The sequence below is a fragment of the Paraburkholderia sp. EB58 genome (assembly GCF_050436665.1).
Classification (GTDB): Bacteria; Pseudomonadota; Gammaproteobacteria; order Burkholderiales; family Burkholderiaceae; genus Paraburkholderia.
The window spans coordinates 101,441-120,619 of record NZ_JBNDMQ010000030.1 but is presented as its reverse complement, the minus strand read 5'-3'; the positions used below and the strand labels follow the sequence as shown (position 1 = coordinate 120,619).

Here is a 19,179-nt window from a genome sequence, read left to right as displayed (position 1 = left end):
TTTGTAATCAGCAGGAAGCATTTCGAAAGCGCAGATGCCTTGAAACACGTGGGTTTGCACCCGCTCGGTGGCTTCCTTGGATGGGGGAACTTCGGGCTAAAGCTACGTGTGACGGCAGAGGGAGTCGAGACCGAAGAGCAGGCCGAGCGGTTGCGCGAGCTGGGATGCGACGAGGTCCAGGGATTCTGGTTCGCGCGCCCGCTCAGCTTCACGGCGCTGCGCAATCTGCTTACGCCATTGGGGCATGAAGCGGCGGCAGCGACGGGCGAGATGACGCTGCGGGCGGGCGTTCGTGGTCGGCGTGATATCCCAGTCAAGTGGCTGGAGCGTGCATGCGTGCTTCTGCACGGCGCCGGTCACTGCGCGGGCGCGCGGCTGCGCAAGCAGTCGACGAGGTGAAACACAGCCGCAGCGATGAAGAACGCGAATGCCACGGCGCACACGCCGGACCAGCCCCAGCGCGCCAGTGCGGGGCCAGCGATCGCCGCCCCGCAAGCACTACCGACGAAAAAGAGACCAGTGTATAGGCCATTCACTCGCCCGCGCGACTGCGGCGCAAGCAGGTTGATTGCGCGTCGCCCGAGTGCCTGATCGGCGATCACCCCACCGTCGATGGCGAACGCGGCAACGGCGAGCAGCGCGATCGAGGCAGCGTGCGGCACGCCTCCGCTCAACGCCCACGCGGCGACAAACGCAGCCACGATGGCGACGCCATGCGCGAACACAGTCGTGCGGGTCGTATGTCCCCTGTCGCCGAGCCGTCCGGCAAGCGGTGCGATGATCACACTGCCGCCGCCCGCGAGCGCAAAGAGCGCGATATGCGTGCTGTCGAGCTTGAGCGGGCTGCGCGCCAGCACCACGGCTATGCTGCTCCAGAAGGCGTTAAATCCAGCCATCAGCAGTCCCTGGTAAAGCGCACGGCGGCGTAGCACCGGTTCATTCGCGACCAGCCGACCCATCGAGGCGAGCAGCGCGAGATACGACGGCGCACCCACCGGGCGTATATCCGGCAGCCGCGGCACCACCAGCAGCGTCGCGATGGCTACGACCAGCGCGTCGGCAGCAAAAAAGCCGCGCCAGCCGATTGCTCCGCCCACCACGCTCGCAATCGGACGCGATAGCAGGATGCCGAGCATCAACCCGCTCATGACATTGCCGACCACCTTGCCGCGCACCTGTGGCGACGCGAGCGACGCCGCCGCGGGAACCAGCATCTGCACCGCGCTCGCGGTGACGCCCACCGCGAACGACGCGCCGAGAAACACCGCTGGCGTTGGCGCCGCCGCGGCAATGGCGAGGCACGCCACCTGGGCGCCCAGCGTGCCGGCGATCAGGGCGCGGTTCGGCCAGCGGTCGACCAACGGCACCAGGCCGACCAGTCCCGCAGCATAGCCGAGCAGCGTCAAGGCCGTGACGAGCGTGATCCCCGCGCCGAGATGCAGCGACGCGTTCAGCGACGGAATCAAGGTTTGCGAGGCATAGAGCGGCAGAACTGCGACGGCCACCATGAGCGCGAAGCGCACGGTGGGAACGTCGTTCGCGGAGGGCACGTCGACCGTTGCTTCGACTTCGGTTTCGAGCAGGGGCGCATTCATGATGGCTTGGACGGGTAGAGGAGGTTTCGATGCTACTCTCACGCTCACCAAATATAATTGGCATACAGAGCGATACATCATCACGATTAACGGGAGAATCCGTCATGGATGCGTTGCGCGAACTCGAGGCTCTTGTGGCAGTTGTCGAAGAGGGCAGTCTGACGAGCGCCGCACGTCGGCTTGGCCGCTCGCTGCAGGCGGTAAGCCGCTCGCTGCAAATGCTCGAAAAGTCGCATGGCGCAACGCTGATTGTGCGTACGACGCGCACCTGTCAGCCGAGTCCGGCGGGGGTGAAGTTCTATCAGCGCGTCAAAGGCGCGTTCGCCGAACTCGAACTGGCGCGCACGGAGCTGGCGGAAGAGACGCTACAGCTCAGCGGACGGCTGCGCGTCAACGCACCTTCGCTGTTCGGCCCGCGCTATGTTGCGCCACTTACAGGCGAATTTCTGCAGCGTCATGCCGGCGTGACGCTTTCGCTGGAATTGTCCGATGACTACCGGGACCCGAGCGAAACCGGTGCCGACGTGACGATCCGCATCGGCGAGACGCCCGATTCGCGGCTGGTTGCGCGGCGCCTCGGCACGATCAGGCGCGTGGCGTTTGCTGCGCCCAGCTATCTCGCGGAGCACGGCAGGCCGCTGCGTCCGCAGGACTTGGCCCAGCATGCATGCGTGATCCGCACCGGCTTGCCGCACCCGTCACGGTGGACCTTCAGATCGCGTCAAGGCGAGGAAATCGCGGTCAATGTCGCCGGCCGTTTCGACAGCAACCAGGTGGCGGCCGTCAACGCCGGCGTGGTGGCGGGAATGGGCATCGGGCTCGCGGCGTTCTGGCAAATCCGCGACGCGCTGGAGGCGGGACGGGTCGAACTGGTGCTGCCCGATTACGAACCCGCCGGACTCCCGCTTCACGCGCTGTGGTTGCGCTCGCGCAAGTTGCCGGCGCGCACGCGTCTCCTGATCGATTTTCTTGTCGCGCGGCTGATCAACGAGCCGTTGTAGCCCTCAGGAAATCCGCCGCAACCCAGCGCGACCATGTCTGTTTCTTGCAACCATCGCAATGCCGATCTTATAAATTTATCCGGCTAGCTGACAGCCTTGTGCCAGAATGGCGCGTAAAATAGCTTACGAAGAGGCGTATCTTAATATTACGTTTCACATACGCTAGGGCGCGTCGCGGCGGTATGCACTAGCAAAATTTGCTGGTCGAACTGCTTCTCGGCTGCGGGAATATCGGCAGTTTCGAACCAGGAGATGCGTTAGTAAGGATGCAGTCCTTGCCCGCTACGCCTCAGATGTTGCGTCGGATATTTTTCGTGTTATGGTATGAAAATTCTCTGAGCTTGCTCGGAGAGGGTAAGTGTGACCGTAGGAAATGTATGAAATTTGTAATGAGGTTGAAGTAGTCTGTATGGAATCCTGGCAGGTCGCAGCGGGGCCAAACCGTTCTATACTCCGGATCTGGCTTTATCCTGGAGTCTTTGTATGTCACAGACGGTGGCCCTTGCAATCGACTCGCTCCATGGATTCGAGCTGACGGAGGACGGTCAGTATCTGATGCTGCAGAGTAATCAGCCGGACCGGATTGCGTTGCACTGCTCGGTCATGCACCAGTTGCTGGCGGCTGTATCGAATGCGATTGGCTGGTCGGAACGTATCCGGCACAAGAAACAGAGCGTGAAGTTTGCGATGCCGTGCGAAGCATGGGAAATCGGCAAGGATGCAGGCGATACGCCGCATCTGGTCATGACCTTCCGCCTGCCCGGTGGTGCCGAGTTGTCTTTCCAGGTGCCGCGCTCGCAAGCACGCCATATGACGGAAGTGCTGGCAGTGGCAACGGGGCTTGCGCCTGTCGACGACACCTCAGGCATCAGACTGCAGTAGACCCAAGAGACATCCCATCCGCGCCGTGAGCCAGAGATTGGAAAAAAATCGGCGGCGCGGCTCCCATGTTGCATTGAAATCTTGTCGCTTATCCTGCATGAAGGTTCAAACACTATCGGCCCGCAGCGCTAGGGCGCTGACATTTATCGGCCTGAGCGTCACCGCAGTCTCGGCTTTCGCCACCGACTCATTCGTGGTTCGCGACATCCGGCTCGAAGGCTTGCAACGCGTCGAACCGAACACCGTTTTCTCGTATCTGCCCATCAAGCAGGGCGACACCTTCACCGACGACAAGGCTTCTGAAGCAATCCGTGCGCTTTACGCGACCGGCTTCTTCAATGACGTCAAGATCTCGACCGAAGGCGATGTCGTCATCGTGCAGGTGCAGGAGCGTCCCGCGATCGGCACGATCGACTTCTCGGGTCTCCACGAATTCGACAAGGACAACCTGACCAAGGCGCTGAACTCGGTCGGGCTGTCGCTCGGCCGTTACTACGACAAGTCGCTGGTCGACCGCGCCCAGCAGGAACTGAAACGCCAGTACCTGACGCACGGCTACTACGCCGCCGAAGTCACGACCACCGTCACGCCGATCGACCGCGACCGCGTCGGCCTGCTGTTCTCGGTGATCGAAGGTCCGAGCGCGAAGATCCGCCAGATCAACTTCATCGGCAACAAGGTGTTTAGCGACGGCACGCTGCGCGATGAAATGCAGCAGTCCACGCCGAACTGGTTCTCGTGGTACACGAAGAACGACCTGTACTCGAAAGACAAGCTGACCACCGACCTCGAGAACCTCCGCGCGTACTATCTGGATCGCGGCTACCTCGAGTTCAACATCGATTCGACCCAGGTCTCGCTGTCGCCGGACAAGAAGGACATGTACCTGACGCTCAGCCTGCACGAGGGTGAGCCGTACACGATTTCCGGCATCCATCTGGCGGGCAACCTGCTGGACCGCGGGCCGGAACTGCAGAAGCTGGTCAAGATCAAGGCGGGCGACCGCTTCTCGGCGGCCAAGCTGAAGGCCGCCACCAAGGCGGTGGTCGACAAGCTAGGCGAATACGGTTACGCATTTGCCACAGTGAACGCGCAGCCGCAGATCGACCAGAAAAATCACACGGTTGACCTGACGCTGCAAGTGGATCCGAGCCGCCGCGTCTACGTGCGCCGGATCAACATCGTCGGCAACACCCGCACGCGCGACGAAGTGGTGCGCCGCGAAATGCGTCAGCTCGAAAGCTCGTGGTTCGACTCGAGCCGCCTCGCGCTGTCGAAAGACCGGATCAACCGTCTCGGCTATTTCACCGACGTCGATGTGACGACGGTGCCGGTGGAAGGCACGGCTGACCAGGTGGACGTGAATGTGAAGGTCACGGAAAAGCCGACCGGCTCAGTGACGCTGGGTCTCGGCTACGGTTCGGGCGAAGGCCCGATCATTTCGGCGGGCGTGTCGCAGGACAACGTGTTCGGTTCGGGCACGAGCCTCGCGGTCAACGTGAACACGGCAACGACGTTCCGTACGTTGACAGTGACGCAGGTGGATCCGTACTTCACGGTGGACGGCATCAAGCGTATTACCGACGTGTACTACCGCACCAGCGAGCCGCTGTACTACTCGAACACGACCGACACTAGCTTCCGGATCATTACCGCAGGCGCGGATATGAAGTTCGGCATTCCGTTCTCCGAATCGGACATGGTGTACTTCGGCCTCGGCTTCGAGCAGAACCGCCTTGACGTCGACTCGACCACGCCGCAAAGCTATATCGATTACGTGAACGACTTCGGTCGCGTGTCGAACAACGTGCCGCTGACGGTAGGCTGGTCGCGCGATAACCGCGATAGCGCACTGGTACCGAGCCGCGGTTACTTCACGCAAGCGAACGCCGAATGGGGTTCGCCGATCGGCAGTACGCCTTACTACAAGGCCGACCTGCAGGCGCAGTATTACTACTCGTTCGCGCGCGGCTTCGTGCTGGGCCTGAACTTCCAGGGTGGTTACGGTAACGGCCTCGACGGCAAGCCGTACCCGATTTTCAAGAACTACTACGCAGGCGGTATCGGTTCGGTGCGCGGCTATGAGCCGAGCTCGTTGGGTCCGCGCGACGCGTCGACGGGTGACCCGATCGGCGGTTCGAAGATGCTGGTGGGTAACATCGAATTGACGTTCCCGCTGCCGGGTACCGGCTACGACCGCACGCTGCGCGTCTTTACGTTCTTCGACGGCGGTAACGTCTGGGGTACGGAAGGCAATAGCGTCGGCGCAAACGGTCTGCGTTACGCGTACGGTGCGGGTCTGGCGTGGATATCGCCAATCGGGCCGCTCAAACTCAGCTTGGGTTTCCCGCTTGTGAAGCACACCGGCGACCAGTACCAGAAGTTCCAGTTCCAGATCGGGACTGCGTTCTAAGCGTCAAACCAGGCATCAAAACAGGCATCAAAACGAGGGCAGCCATGGGCTGCCCTCAGTCGTTTCAGTGAGTTTTTCTCCGCGTTTTCCCCGAGTTTTCCCCCGTTCTTCGCCGCACCATTCTCCAGACAAACCGGCGCTCCTGCGCCCGCCCGGCTAGGTCTTCGCGCGTACTCCGAATGCTTTTGCGCGCCGTGCCGGCGTCCGAGCAATAAATCCAGAAATCAGGTAGGGTTCGTGCCGCGAATACAGCGCACCGGCGTGCGCGTATGCTGCATTTGCTGACCCTCAGCGTTCGCATGAGGCGCGGCTCGTGAGACATGCCGCACGACAGGACGCGGCCAGAGGAAGAGACATCATGGACAACAGCAAAACGGGTTCAGCCCACCCCCATCCCCACCCCAGCGAGCGCCGCCGTGGCGTCGTTGCGGGCCTCGTCTACGTGTTCGAGCAGGTCATGCCAGACCCGTTCGTTCTTTCGATCGGCTTGACCGTGGTGGTCATCCTGCTGGCTTTCGCATTTGCGCCGCACGCGTCGCTGCCGGTGATCCTGACCTCCTGGTACGGCGGCACGTTCAACATTCTGGGCTTCGCGCTGCAGATGATTCTGATTCTCGCGACCGGTTACGCGATCGCCGAGGCGCCGCTCGTGCAGCGCGGCTTGCGGGCGATGGCTGCCGGGGTACACACGCCGGCCCGTGCCGCGCTGCTGGTGTTCCCGATCGTCGCGGTGGCGGCGTGGCTCAACTGGGGGCTCGGCCTGATCGTTGGGGCGCTGCTGTCACGCGAAATCGCGAAGCGCGTGAAAGTGGATTTTGCGTGGCTCGTCGCCGGCAGCTATTCGGCCTGGTCGGTCTGCAATAGCGGCCTGTCGAGCTCAATCGCCTTGTCTCAGGCCTCGCACGGCAATGCGTTGAATCTGGTGGAGAAAGCCACCGGCCAGGTCATTCCGTTGAGCCAGACCGTATTCGCGCCGTTCGTTTTCATTCCGACCGTGCTAGTGGTGGTTGTAATGACCGCGATCTTCATCTGGATGCATCCGAAGCCCGAACATGTCGTCGCCTTTAACGAAACGGCGCCGGAAGCGGGGGCCAGCGCACAAGCTGATGCCGATCCGCACGCGCGTGGCGCATTGCCGACCTCGCTCGCGGCCCGTATGGAGCGTTCGATGCTGGGCACGCTGATCCTGCTCGCGCTCGGCATCGGTTATCTCGGGATGACCTGGTATGCGAAGGGTTTCGAGCTGGACATCAACACCACGATCCTGATCTTTCTGCTGGTGGGTCTCGCGCTGCAGCGCACACCGATCGCCTACGCGGATGCGATTCGCCGCGCCGCGCGCCAGACCGGCTCGATGCTGCTGCAGTATCCGGTGTACGGCGGCATCATGGGCATCATGACCGGGACGGGGCTGGCATCGACGATTGCCAAGACCTTCGTGGCCATCGCCACGCCGGTGACGCTGCCAGTGCTGAGCTATCTGAGTTCGCTCATCATCACCTTGCTGATTCCGAGTGCCGGTGGACACTGGGCGGTGCAGGGACCGTTCGTGCTGCCGGCGGCGCTGAGCCTGCATGCTTCCGTGCCGCGCACTGCCATGGGTGTCGCGGTGGCCGAAAACGTGTCGAACATGCTGCAGCCGTTCTGGGCAGTACCTGTGGTGGCGATTGCGGGAATTCGCATCCAGCGCGTCATGGGCTACACGGCGGTGACTTTTGCGGTGTCGCTGGTCATTTACGGTGCAGCGCTCTGGCTGATTCCGTAAGCCAACGGCTCCGCGGCGAGGGGCGTGGAAGAGACCAACCAGGCCAACCAGGCCAACCAGGCCAACCAGACCGAAGCTGAGGCGCCGCGAACGCGCGCGCCTCGTTCACGCGAGCGCTGCCCGCATGCACGTCATCGGTGCGTGAGGCGTGGACTCAGGTGACCGGGGCCACCATCATGATGGCGATGACTTCGCCGGCCGTGGCAATCGCCACGGCGGACTCGACCGGGTTGGTGTTGAGGAACGTCCACAGGTCGATATCGTCGCGGAACTGACTCCAGGTGCCGAAAAAACCCAGCGACAGAATCAGTCCGAACAGCAGGCTAAAGCCGAGCGTCACGGATAGCCATTTGTCGTGGGTCAGGAGATTGGCTGCGAACGAAAAGGCGGCGAGGCAGACGACCTGGGCGGCCAGAACGATGAGCATGCCGGGATGGTACTGAATGCCTTTATAAGTGAACGAACGCGACAGGCGTGAGCGTTCATAGCGGTTGCCCATGGTCTTTCCTTGCGAGTCCAGGCTCGGCAAACGTGCGGTGGTTCTGTTTACGGTACGCCCAAATCCAATGAAGTCAAGGCACACCGGGTAAGGGTAAGCGAGTGATGGCAGGCTATGGTTCGGCGCAGGCAAAACTGCTCGCGTGGTTGACATTGCCTTTGCCGAGATAGCGCGGAAACATCGGATACCTGCACAACGGTCGGGTGCGTCCATTCGTGGGTAAGGCGATATCGGTTGCGGTCAACGTCTCTGGGGATACGCCGTGCGTGACCCAGTTATCGAGCGCGCTCAGCAGATCGACCGAGGGAATGAATACGCCATTGCCGTGCTGATAGCCTGGCACCATGTAAAGCCGCATGAACGAATCGACCTTGTCGTTGCCGTAACGCGCGATTAGCCCGTCATGGTACGCAATGGTCTGATTCGGGCTGATGACTTCGTCCGCGAGTCCCTGCAGCGTGATCAGTTTGCCGCCGTGCGCGATGTAGCGGGACAGGTTGGTGTCCAGCGCGCCGATCGTCTGGGATAGCGCGAACAGTTGCCGCAGGTAATGGCCCGGATGCATCAGGTTGAAGTTGATCGAATTGAACGTCCCGTCCTGCGTGACGAAATAACGGAGGTAGCTGTCGCCCTGGGTGAACAGGTAGCCGTTCGCCACGAAGGTCGGCGCCGGCGCGCGCACCGGATCGTGCGCAAGGCCGAGCATCCCGGTCAGGCGCGTGCCCTCGAATACGTTGTAGCCGGCATAGCGGTTCGCGTTCCATGCGAGCGGGTAGGGTAGCGAGAGGCCGTCGCGCAGGACGAGCAGCGTCGCAATCTGCGGCTCCGTGAGGCACTCGTCGTTTCTGGCGGACGGCGCGGTTGGCGCGCTTGCCATGTCCGCCGGACAGCGCAGCGAGTCGATCACTTCCTGCTCGTGCTGGCGGCATCCTTCCACGTCACTCACGATACCGTCGGCCACGCCGTCCAGTTTGTCGCAGACTTCCTGGGTGCGTTGATAGACCCGCTCGAGCAGTGCCGGCGGCACGTAACCGCCAGGCACGCCATACTCGGCGTGGCCCAGGGCGACGCCGAGCAGGCGCACGCCCGAGAAGTTGAGGGCGGGCGAGTTCGCGATCACGCCGTCATAGTCGTCGCCAAAACGCTGCATGACCGTGTAGCCTTCGCGGCCCCCGGTCGAGCCGCCGGCAAAGTACATCTTCTCGGGTGGCCGCCCGTACACCTGCTCGATCAGTGCGAGCACGGCGTCGTGGGTTTTCTTCAGATGCGCGTAGCCGAAATTGATCACCGCTTCGTTGACGAGACCGAACTCGGCGAAGGCGGAATTGCCTGTATGGCCGGAGTCGTCGCCGAATGTCGCATACCCTTCGGCGAGCGGTGCGTGGACCGGCGAAAATGGCATGACGCCGAGGCCGCTGACCACCACGCCGTCGTACCCGCCGCCACCCAGTTGCAGCGCCCGGCCGTTCCAGCGCACCGGCAGGTTCAGGTCGAAGTGGATATCGGGCGTGCTGGGCTCGACAGCTTTGATGCTGCCGGTGATGCGGCAAAATTCGCCGCTCTGGTTACCGCTTGCAGTGGCGGGAATCATCGTCGCGCTGTCGATATGCGCGCCGCGGGTCGGCAAGGCGATGAGCTGGGGCGCAAGCAGGGTGCCGGCAAGCGGCGCGCATTGGGCGGCGAGCGGCGCCGCTTCTTTCGACAGCGCCATCGCACCGATAGGCGCAAGCAGCAGCGCTGCGCCTAGCAGCGCGCACGTCATGCGCGAGCGCCGGCGTGTTGCGGCGCTCGCGACCTCCGCCGCCCTCGCGCTCATCCGCACCCGGCGCCGTTGACCGCGGCGCGTGACGACTCTCCTTTCCAGCCGCTCCAGCCGCGTGCAATCACCAGCATCGCGGTGATGGCGACAAGATCGCCGCTCAGCGCCACGAGCACGCCGGATACGCCGTGAAAGGCGCGCGGTGTGGCCGTATCGACGAGCAGCGATACGAGCGTGCCGGTCACGAAGCAGACGAGACCGGTGCGCCCGACTCGCACGACGGCCGGCAGGCGCTGGGCGAGCCAGGCGACGCTGCCGAGGCGCACCAGCCTGGCGGTGACGCAGAGAATGGCGAGGAAGTTGATCACGCGATCCACCGAGAGATTCTGTTTAAGTGTGCCGGGCAGCGGCTGGGTTAGCACGAAAAGTTTAAGCACCGCGAAGGCGAGCACGGCAGCGAGAGCGGCACGCACCAGCCAGCGCGCCGTATTCGACGCATAGACGTCCTCGCTCACCGGACGCACGCGGCACACGATACCGAGCACGAACATCAGCTGCCATGCAAACGGATTGAAAGCCCAATCGCGCACGTCGTCAATACTGAATAGGCCTGCCAGCGGGCGCGCGGCGGCCCAGATCGCGACACTCATGATCAAGGCGGCCGCCGCAGAACGCCGCGCGAGCGGCACGGCGAGCGGCACGCATAGCGCGAAGATCACGTACATTGGCAGGACGCTCGACAAGTAAGGCTGACGGCGCAAGACGAGAATATCTAGCGCTTCGCGCAACGGTTGACTGGCGAATGGTGGCCAGCCGGTGATCTCGACCATCGGCTGGTTGAGATGGAAAAGGGCAAGCAGCGCGCCCGATACCAGCGTCAGCAGGGCGGTCAGCAGATACGCGCGATAGATCTCCCAGCAGCGTTTGATAAAACGCAGTTGCGCGGCCCCTGGGCCGCGTTTGGCGAGCACCGCCGTATAGGCTGCGGCCGACGCGTAACCGCCAAGAAACACGAACACTTCGGCCGAGTCGCAGAACGCATACGCGTGCAGCATCAGATGCGACAGCGCGCTGCCGGGGATGTGATCAAGCACGATGACAATCAGCACGATCCCGCGGAAGAAGTCCACTTCGATCGAGCGTCCTCCGCGTGATTCCATGCTGATCCTCGAGAGATGCCAGGTATGCGCAGATGTGCGCGGGCAGGTGTCGTACGGGCAACGCGCAACAGGTGGGCCTGATCGCGGCGTTTGCTTTGACGCGGGCCAATGCGGGCTGACGCCTGCGCAGTTGCACCGCGGCAATCGGGTCTTCCTCATAGGAGAGGCGCCACAGCGGAATGTTCCCACCGAAATGTCGTGCAACGCCGCACGGATTCGCAAAACTGAATTTGGCTTTTCGAGGGAGCGCTGGCGCCTGCTGCACGGCGTTGGCTGGACCGACTGGCCCGCAATTTGCTCGGACAGTGGCGCCGGTGGGTAAACGAGTGGAATTTTTGACTCGTCACGGCCGGACCATTTCCACTATTTACGTCAATTCATGACGTCACATCATGTTTGAAAATATAGCGAAGCAGCGTGCGGGGCGTCTTTCTTCGGGGATCGATGGGATCGACGACATTCTGGGCGGCGGTTTGACGCCGCAACGCATGTACCTCGTCGAAGGCGCGCCTGGCACTGGCAAAACGACCCTGGCGTTGCAGTTTTTACTGAAAGGCGCATCTGAAGAGCAGGCTGGCCTATACATCACGCTCTCCGAAACCAAAGCGGAATTGATTTCGGTTGCGGCCAGTCACGGCTGGGACGTCAGCAAGTTCAGGATCGTCGAATTGCTCTCAGACGAAGGGCTCGATCCGCGCTACGAGCAGACTGTCCTGCAGCCCGCTGAAGTCGAGCTGGGCGAGACCGTGCGCGACGTCATCCAGCAGGTCGACGAACTCAAGCCGGTGCGGATCGTACTCGACAGTCTGTCCGAATTGCGGCTGCTCTCGCAGAATCCGCTGCGCTACCGGCGCCAGATTCTCGCCTTGAAGCGCTATCTGGCGACGCGCGAATGCACCGTGCTGCTGCTTGACGACAACTCGTCGGAACCGGGCGACCTGCAACTGCATAGCATTGCGCATGGGGTGATCAGCCTCGACAGCCTCGCCCACGACTATGGCGGCAACCGGCGCCGCCTGCGGATCGCCAAGATGCGGGGCATCAAGTTTCGCGAGGGCTTTCACGACTTCACGCTGGATACAGGCGGCATCAACGTCTACCCACGTCTGGTGGCGGCCGAGCACCATACGGAGTTCGATTCGCGGCCGCGCAGCACGGGCACCGCGCGCCTCGACACGCTGCTCGGCGGCGGCCTGATTCCGGGCACCAGTGCGCTGATGATTGGGCCTTCGGGCGTCGGCAAGACCACCACGGTGGTGTCGTGCCTCCTCGCTGCGCTCAAGCGCGGCGAGCGCTGTATTTACTACCTGTTCGACGAAACGCTCAATACGCTGTTGCTGCGCTCCGTGAATCTCGGTATGGATCTCTCGCCGCATATCGAAGCAGGACTGCTAACCGTGCGCCAGATCGATCCGGCGGAAATGTCGCCGGGCGAATTCGCCAGCGACGTGCGAGATGCCGTCGAAAACCGGCACATGAAGTATGTCGCGATCGACAGTCTGAACGCTTACCTGCAGGCAATGCCCGGCGAGCGCTACCTGCTGCTGCAAATGCACGAACTGTTGGGATATCTGAACCAGCAGGGCGCCATCACGATGCTGGTGCTCGGCCAGCACGGCATCATCGGCGAAGTGCAGAACGATATCGACATCAGTTACCTGAGCGATGTGGTGGTGCTGTTCCGCTACTTCGAACACCGCGGCGAAGTGTTGACCGCGATCGCCGCCGTCAAGAGCCGGGCGAACGCCCATGAGCGCTCGATTCGCCAGTTCCGCCTCGGCAACGACGGCGTGGAAGTGGGCGAGGCCTTGCGCGATTTCGAAGGTGTACTGACCGGTTTGCCGTCTTATAAGGGCAATGCCGCGATGCTCTCTCCTGTGGAGGGTGTGATTGCTCGTGCAGGCTAACCGGTCCATGGAACGCCGCATCCTGATTCTGGCGCCGTTTGGCCGCGATGCCGACGTGATTGCCGAGGTGCTCAACAACGACGGCCGCGAGTGCGAGCGTTGCGGTGATACGCATGCCTTGACCGCGGAGTTGAGCAGTGGGGCGGCCGCCGCGCTGATCACCGAAGAGGCGCTTGCCGATGACCGGTCGGCGCCACTGTTCGCCTGGCTCGAAGGCCAGCCCGCGTGGTCCGATTTTCCCATCATCCTGCTGGCGGGCGACCGCGCGAGGCGTTCTGCGCGCAGTCTCGAGGTACTCGAGCGGCTCGGCAACGTTGTCGTACTCGAGCGGCCGCTGAGTTCCGAAACGCTGCGCCGCGCCGTCACGTCGTCGCTACGCGCACGGATCAGGCAGTACGATTCGCGGCAGCACCTGGACGTATCGCGCCAGCATCTCGCGCAACGCATCGAGGCCCAGGCGGCGCTCGTGCAGCTCAACGATTCGCTCGAAAGCCGGATTGCCGAGCGCACGCACGAACTCGCGTCCGCCAATGACCGCCTGATGAAGGAGATTCACGAGCGCGCCAAGGTGCAGGCGGTGCTCGTGCAGTCGCAAAAGATGGAAGCGCTCGGCCAGTTGACGGGCGGAATCGCGCACGATTTCAATAACCTGCTCAATGTCATCATGGTCAACGCGGAGCTGATCGCGCGCATCAGTGACGACGAGCGCGTGCGGACCATGGCCGCTACCGCGAAGCGGGCCACCGAGCGGGGTGCGAAACTGACCGGCCAGTTGCTGACCTTCTCGCGTACCAGCAATTTCGATCTGAAAGCGGTGGACGTGGTGGCGTTGCTGCAGGGCATGCGCGACATCATCACCGTCTCGCTCGGCTCGACGATCCAGTTCATCACGCAGTTCGATGCCGAGGAACTATGGACCGAGGCGGACGCCAATCAGCTTGAACTGGCGATTCTGAATCTCGCCATCAATGCGCGCGACGCCATGCCTGGCGGCGGCTCGCTCACGGTGCGCGTCGGCCGGCGCATGGCGCCGGATCCCACGCTCGCAGACGGCCAGTACGTCGTGGCCGAATTCAGCGACACCGGCTCAGGCATTCCGGCCGACGTGATTTCGCGTGTGTTCGATCCGTTCTTTACCACCAAGCCGATCGGCAAGGGCACCGGACTCGGCTTGAGCCAGGTGTATGGCATCGCGCGCCAGACCGGCGGCGCGGCGCGGGTCGAGAGCGAAGAAGGGCACGGCACCACGGTACGGTTGTGGTTGCCGATGCGCGAACCCGTCGTATCGGAGTCCGAATCGGTGTCGACAGTCGAGCAGAAGGTGGAGGGCATCAAACGGATTCTGGTCGTCGAAGACGACAATGAAGTGCGCAGCATGCTCGTCGATTCGCTCAAGATGCTCGGCTACGTGGTGACGGAAGCGCATGATGGCAAAACGGGCTTGGGACGGCTCACGGACGACCGGCCCGATCTGATGATGGTCGACTTCGCGATGCCGGGCATGAACGGCATCGATGTGATCGCAGCGGCGCGCAAGGTGCGAGATGACCTTCCGGTCATCCTCGCGACAGGTTACGCTGATGTCGATATTTCGCGTCTGGCGGTGCGGCGTTGCAGCATTCTGCGCAAGCCGTTCCAGCTCGACGAACTGGCGCGAACGGTGCGGTTGAGTCTGATCGGATAGCGCGCGCGGACGACAGGAAAGCCCTCGCGCGTACGCGTCCTCACCATCTGCTGGCGACACACAGGAGCCATGGCGATGAGTAACGGTAGCGGAAACGGTAGCGGAAACGGACCCCGAAGCCACGGCGGCTTCGACCGGCGCAGTTTTCTTGCAGGCGTTGCCGCCGCAGCCGGCAGCCTCGCGCTGCCCAGTTGTGGCGGCGGTGGCCCCGATGTGCCGAACGGCAGTGCCGCGGCGCCATCGATCCTAAACGTGCCGTCGCCCGACGGCGGCAACCGCTACAGCTTGCCGCGGCCGGCCTTGCCCGATCCGGCCAGCTCCGGCATCGACTTTATCGTGCTGGTGACGATGGAGAATCGCTCGTTCGACCATTTCCTGAGCTGGGTGCCAGGCGCCGAGGGGCGGCCTGCCAACCAGCAGTTCACCGACGCCTTCGGCACCGTGCAAACGCCGTTTCTGCTGTCGGCGAACCCGTCCTACGGTTACCAGGCGTGCGCGTATCAGGACCCCAATCATAGCTATCAGGGCGCACGTACCCAGCTCGCCTCCGGTGCCATGAACGGCTGGCTGCTGACGCCCGATACCAGCGAGGTACGCGGCGACCTGCTGCCGATCGGCTACTACGCGCAAGCCGACCTCGATTTCTTTAGCGGTGTCGCAAGCAACTATACGATCGGCGATTTCTATTTCAGCGGTGTGCTGACCAGCACGTACCCTAACCGCATCTATCTGCACAGCGGCGCGACGGATCGGCTCGACGACAGCCTCGATACGTCGACGCTACCCACGATCTGGGATCACCTGAGCGCGGCCAATGTGGGCTGCAATTACTACTATCACGACGTGCCGTTCACGGCGCTTTACGGCACGCGGTATCTCGGCATCTCCCATCTGTTTGCCGATTTTCTCTCGAATGCCGCAGCCGGCACGCTGCCGCCGTTTTGCATGGTCGATCCGAGTTTTACCGGGGAATCGCAAGGCATTTCTACCGACGATCACCCGCACGCCGATATCCGCAACGGCGAAGTGCTGCTCGGGCAGATTTACAACGCGCTCTCCAGTGGTCCTAACTGGAACCGCACGTTGATGATCGTCGTCTATGACGAGTGGGGCGGTTTCCTCGAACATGACGTGCCGCCGATCCGGCCGATCAGCAATAACGAACTGGCGCTCGGCAACGATGGGCGGCTCGGTTTCCGTGTGCCGTGTGCGCTGCTCGGCCCGCGTGTGGCCGCGGCGAATGTGACACGCTATCCGTTCGATCCGAGTTCAATTCATCAACTGTTGCAATGGCGTTTCGGCCTTGCGCCGCTTGGCGTGCGCGGCAGCGATCCCGCCACCGTCAACCTTGCCTATGCGCTCAATCTCAGTGGCGCTGCGCGTACGGACGTGCCGGCCATTTCGGTTGCGCAAGGGCCGTTCGGCGGCCTATGTGCAGGAGCCACGGCTCCGACGCCATCCAGTTCCGTGTCGGGCGTGGACAACTCGCAGGTCGCGCCGGTGCCGTCCGACCGCTTTGCGGATCTTCGAGCGAAGGCCGATGCATTGGGGTTTCCACGCCCCGCTGGCTAATGCGCTGGTGCTGCGTGGAGCGCGTGCAATACTCGGTAAACAGAAATACAGAAATCACTTTGCCGCTAGCGTTCGGACGACTACTCTTTGGCTACCTGAGCGAATTGCCGCTCAAGCGTCGATGATCCGCATTGACCCGTATAGGGTTACTCGTTAAGGGGAGCGTTCATGGAGATTGAGACCCGTACTCTGGCACGTGTGACGACAAGGCTCGTCCCGTTCCTGGTTGTCTGTTATTTCGTGGCTTATCTGGACCGCGTCAACGTAGGTTTTGCCGCCTTGCAAATGAACAAGGATCTAGGGCTGTCCGCGAGTGCATTCGGCTTCGGCGCTGGGATATTTTTCATTGCGTACTTTTTCTTCGAGGTGCCGTCTAACCTGCTGCTGGAGAAGTTCGGCGCGCGGCGCTGGATTGCGCGGATCATGTTCACGTGGGGCTTGCTTGCTGGCGCGATGGCGTTCATTCCCGATATCGCGAGATATACGGGCATGTCGGCCGCGCACGTGTTCTATACGTTGCGGGTGCTGCTGGGCATTGCCGAGGCCGGGTTTTTCCCAGGCATCATCTTCCTGCTGACGCTGTGGTTTCCGGCTACGTACCGCGCGCGCGTGGTCGGCTATTTCATGGCCGCCATTCCACTTTCCACCGTGATCGGCTCGCCGATCTCGGGCGCCTTGCTCGGCCTGAATGGAATGGGCGGCATGGCGGGATGGCAGTGGGTGTATCTGCTCGAGGCAGCGCCTGCGCTGGTGTTGTCGATCGTGGTGTTCTTCTATCTGACCGACCAGCCCGCCCATGCGACGTGGCTGAAGGCGGAGGAGCGCGACTGGCTCGTGAGCCGGCTCGCCCAGGAGCGCGCCAAGCGCGAATCCGTGCGCAAATTCAGCGTGCGTGAGGCTTTGTTCAACCCGCGTGTGCTCGCCATCGCCCTGATCTATTTTGGTGCAAACGCAACCAATTACGGCCTGAGCTTTTTCTTGCCGCAGATCGTCAAGGGGTTTGGTCTCACCAACCTGCAGACCGGTTTTGTGACCTCGCTGCCGTATATCGTCGGTGTGATCAGCATGGTGGTATGGGGACGGCACTCGGATCGCAAGCTCGAACGCAAGTGGCATGTGGCGATTGCGCTGCTGGTTGCGGCGGGTGGGATCGGCGCAGCGGCAGGGCTGGATAACCCGGTGCTGAAGATGGCGGCGCTGTCGATTGCAGGCTTTGGCATCTTCGGCTGTCTGCCGATTATCTGGACGTTGCCGGCGGCGTTTCTGTCTGGCGCGGCGGCCGCGTGCGGCATTGCCGCGGTGAATTCGCTGGGTAATCTGGCAGGGTTCTTCGGTCCGTTTGCAATGGGCTGGATCAAGGATAGTACCGGCGGCTTCGGCGCCGGCCTGCTGTGTCTCGCTGGAGCTGGACTGGTGGGTGTCGCGGCGGTGTTGCTGCTGCATCACGACACGGCGTTGGAAAACGCGCCCGACACGTTAACGGATTCGATGGGGACGGGTGGCGAGGTGGGGCACGTGTGAGCGATTCGTTTGGTTGTGGGTGAGTGGCTCACGCCGCCAGCCATCGCGGCGCAACCCAGGACGGGCGACACAAGACATGGCCATTCGCATCGTGCAGCTCGGATCGAAGCGGGCGGAAGGAGAGGGGCTGCGCATCGGCACGGTGCGCCGGCCTCCGCGTGGCGTACCGAAGGCGGAGTTCGGCACGCGCGACTACTACGATGTCTGGTTGCCCAATCTCTCGCCGAGCGCGCCGCTGGTCACACTAGCCAAAGAAGCGCAACAAACTGGTAGCAAGGCGGAGTGGAACAAATTCGCACGCAGCTACCGCGCGGAGATGAACGATAGCGACGCCAGCAAAGTGCTGGATCTGCTCGCCGCGTTGTCACACACCACGAATTTTTCGGTCGGTTGTTATTGCGAGGACGAAAGCCGCTGCCATCGCAGCATTCTGCGCCAGCTACTCAGCGAGCGCGGCGCATTGATCAAATAACGCGGCCGAGCTGTGGCTTAATTTGCAACCCAGTTGGCAACCTGATTTTGCAGCCTGAGCGCGTGTTATGCTTGAACGAGCCCCCACACGCTATAACGAGCCGGGCAAGGTACGTCGCGGCAATGGGGCAGGGGTAGTTCTCAAGCGCTGAATCGGTCGCGTCACGACTGAAGCGTTCACAGTCCGCGATCTCTTCATATGGATTATCGTCATCTTCAACAACGCAAGAGCCTGCACGGACGTATCGTGCAGGAACTCGGCATGGATATCGTCAGCGGCAAGGTTCAACCGGGCCAGCGCCTGCCTGCCGAAACCGACCTGTGCGAGCGCTATGGCGTGAGCCGCCCAGTCCTGCGCGAGGCGACGCGCGTACTGGTCGCCAAGGGACTGGTGGTGTCGAAGCCGCGGGTGGGCAGCGTCGTGAGGCCGCGTGAAGACTGGCACATGCTCGATCCCGACGTGCTGTACTGGACGCTGAGCAGCGTGCCGGAAGGCGAGTTTTTCCGCTCGCTGCTTACGGTGCGCCGCGTCATCGAGCCGGCCGCGGCCGCGCTCGCCGCGACTGCGGCGACCAGCGAAGACCTCGCCCGCATCGCGTCTGCCTACGAGCGCATGGCGCACGCGCCCACCGCCAGCGCGCTGCTCGAACCGGACCTCGATTTTCACCGCGCCATCATGGCGGCCACGCACAACGATCTGCTCGCGCATATCGGCAATATGCTATCGCTCGCGCTCTCGGAGTCGATCAAGCTGACGAGCCGTCATCCGGACACGCATGCGCTGTCGTTGCCGCGTCACAAGGCGATTCTTACCGCGATCCAGAGCCGCGATGCGCTCGGGGCGCGCCAGGCCAGCCTGGTTCAACTCGAAAACGCGAGCGCCGACGCCGAGAGCATTCTCGAAGTCGTGCGCAGCCATCCGGCCTGAGCCGGTTAAGCGGTGGCGCCCG

General features: G+C 62.6%; 15 protein-coding genes. 11 read left to right on the top strand and 4 right to left on the bottom strand.

Going from position 1 to position 19,179, the window contains the following annotated elements; genetic code table 11:
• Positions 1–399: EAL domain-containing protein (locus tag P3T40_RS33070; RefSeq protein WP_429271918.1), on the top strand; the 399-nt coding region annotated here is incomplete at its 5' end.
• On the opposite strand, the gene P3T40_RS33065 is transcribed toward P3T40_RS33070, so the two are convergent.
• The gene (locus P3T40_RS33065; protein WP_429271917.1) at positions 357–1,595 is read right to left on the bottom strand and encodes an MFS transporter; all 1,239 of its coding nucleotides are present in this window, start codon (positions 1,593–1,595) and stop codon (positions 357–359) included. The two genes, P3T40_RS33070 and P3T40_RS33065, sit on opposite strands and share 43 nt — an antisense overlap.
• Positions 1,596–1,699: 104 nt before the next feature.
• Between P3T40_RS33065 and P3T40_RS33060 the strand changes: the two genes are divergently transcribed.
• The 4 genes from P3T40_RS33060 to P3T40_RS33045 all read left to right on the top strand — a co-directional run bounded on the left by P3T40_RS33060 (position 1,700) and on the right by P3T40_RS33045 (position 7,656).
• On the top strand, positions 1,700–2,596 hold the full coding sequence (locus tag P3T40_RS33060; RefSeq protein ID WP_429271916.1) for a LysR family transcriptional regulator: 897 nt from the start codon (positions 1,700–1,702) through the stop codon (positions 2,594–2,596).
• A 483-nt stretch (positions 2,597–3,079) separates the two neighbouring features.
• Entirely contained in the window at positions 3,080–3,478 is a 399-nt protein-coding gene (locus tag P3T40_RS33055) for a hypothetical protein (protein WP_429271915.1), read from the top strand.
• A gap of 97 nt (positions 3,479–3,575) precedes the next feature.
• A complete protein-coding gene (bamA, locus tag P3T40_RS33050) occupies positions 3,576–5,891 on the top strand; it encodes an outer membrane protein assembly factor BamA (RefSeq protein ID WP_429271914.1) in 2,316 nt (771 codons plus the stop codon).
• 358 nt (positions 5,892–6,249) lie between these two features.
• Positions 6,250–7,656, top strand: coding sequence for a short-chain fatty acid transporter (locus tag P3T40_RS33045; RefSeq protein ID WP_429271913.1), 1,407 nt, complete (start codon positions 6,250–6,252; stop codon positions 7,654–7,656).
• A 154-nt stretch (positions 7,657–7,810) separates the two neighbouring features.
• On the opposite strand, the gene P3T40_RS33040 is transcribed toward P3T40_RS33045, so the two are convergent.
• From P3T40_RS33040 to P3T40_RS33030, 3 genes are all read right to left on the bottom strand, one after another.
• Positions 7,811–8,155 (bottom strand): hypothetical protein, encoded by a 345-nt coding sequence (locus P3T40_RS33040; protein ID WP_429271912.1) that lies wholly within the window; start codon positions 8,153–8,155, stop codon positions 7,811–7,813.
• A gap of 112 nt (positions 8,156–8,267) precedes the next feature.
• The gene (locus P3T40_RS33035) at positions 8,268–9,917 is read right to left on the bottom strand and encodes a tannase/feruloyl esterase family alpha/beta hydrolase (RefSeq protein ID WP_429271911.1); all 1,650 of its coding nucleotides are present in this window, start codon (positions 9,915–9,917) and stop codon (positions 8,268–8,270) included.
• 50 nt (positions 9,918–9,967) lie between these two features.
• Positions 9,968–11,074 (bottom strand): OpgC domain-containing protein, encoded by a 1,107-nt coding sequence (locus tag P3T40_RS33030; protein WP_429271910.1) that lies wholly within the window; start codon positions 11,072–11,074, stop codon positions 9,968–9,970.
• Between the two features lie 392 nt (positions 11,075–11,466).
• Here P3T40_RS33030 and P3T40_RS33025 point away from each other — a divergent pair, with 392 nt between their 5' ends.
• The 6 genes from P3T40_RS33025 (at position 11,467) to P3T40_RS33000 (ending at position 19,157) form a co-directional block, all read left to right on the top strand.
• Positions 11,467–12,981, top strand: coding sequence for an ATPase domain-containing protein (locus tag P3T40_RS33025; RefSeq protein ID WP_429271909.1), 1,515 nt, complete (start codon positions 11,467–11,469; stop codon positions 12,979–12,981).
• 7 nt (positions 12,982–12,988) lie between these two features.
• Positions 12,989–14,665, top strand: a complete 1,677-nt coding sequence (locus tag P3T40_RS33020) for an ATP-binding protein (protein ID WP_429271908.1) — start codon at positions 12,989–12,991, stop codon at positions 14,663–14,665.
• A 75-nt stretch (positions 14,666–14,740) separates the two neighbouring features.
• On the top strand, positions 14,741–16,237 hold the full coding sequence (locus P3T40_RS33015) for an alkaline phosphatase family protein (protein WP_429271907.1): 1,497 nt from the start codon (positions 14,741–14,743) through the stop codon (positions 16,235–16,237).
• A 168-nt stretch (positions 16,238–16,405) separates the two neighbouring features.
• Positions 16,406–17,758, top strand: a complete 1,353-nt coding sequence (locus tag P3T40_RS33010; RefSeq protein WP_429271906.1) for an MFS transporter — start codon at positions 16,406–16,408, stop codon at positions 17,756–17,758.
• A 76-nt stretch (positions 17,759–17,834) separates the two neighbouring features.
• Entirely contained in the window at positions 17,835–18,230 is a 396-nt protein-coding gene (locus tag P3T40_RS33005) for a DUF488 domain-containing protein (protein WP_429271905.1), read from the top strand.
• Between the two features lie 198 nt (positions 18,231–18,428).
• Positions 18,429–19,157, top strand: coding sequence for a FadR/GntR family transcriptional regulator (locus tag P3T40_RS33000; RefSeq protein WP_429271904.1), 729 nt, complete (start codon positions 18,429–18,431; stop codon positions 19,155–19,157).
• Positions 19,158–19,179 lie beyond the last annotated feature (22 nt).